1 rRNA gene is annotated in these 269 nt (G+C 61.3%); it reads right to left on the bottom strand.

Annotated features, from left to right (window positions below):
• Window positions 1–24: 24 nt before the first annotated feature.
• Window positions 25–269 (bottom strand): 16S ribosomal RNA (locus EZM41_RS03945); the annotation flags it as partial.

Genomic DNA, 269 nt, shown 5'->3' with positions numbered 1-269 from the left:
GTCCGTGGAGCCACCTGCAGCCCACGGGACGATGCACGTGATGGGCTTGTCCGGCTTCCACTCGCCTGAAGCAGTTACGGGTACAAACACGAGCACCGCACAGAGCATGGCCAAAAACGCCTTTCTCATCGCCCACACCTAGCGTCCATCGTTTACGGCCAGGACTACCCGGGTATCTAATCCGGTTCGCTCCCCTGGCTTTCGCACATGAGCGTCAGTTGCGGGCCAGGAAGCCGCCTTCGCCACCGGCGTTCCTCCCGATATCTACG

This window comes from Acetomicrobium sp. S15 = DSM 107314 (genome assembly GCF_016125955.1).
GTDB lineage: Bacteria > Synergistota > Synergistia > Synergistales > Thermosynergistaceae > Thermosynergistes > Thermosynergistes pyruvativorans.
The sequence above is the reverse complement of the archived record's forward strand: the minus strand, read 5'-3'. Positions and strand labels throughout refer to the sequence as shown.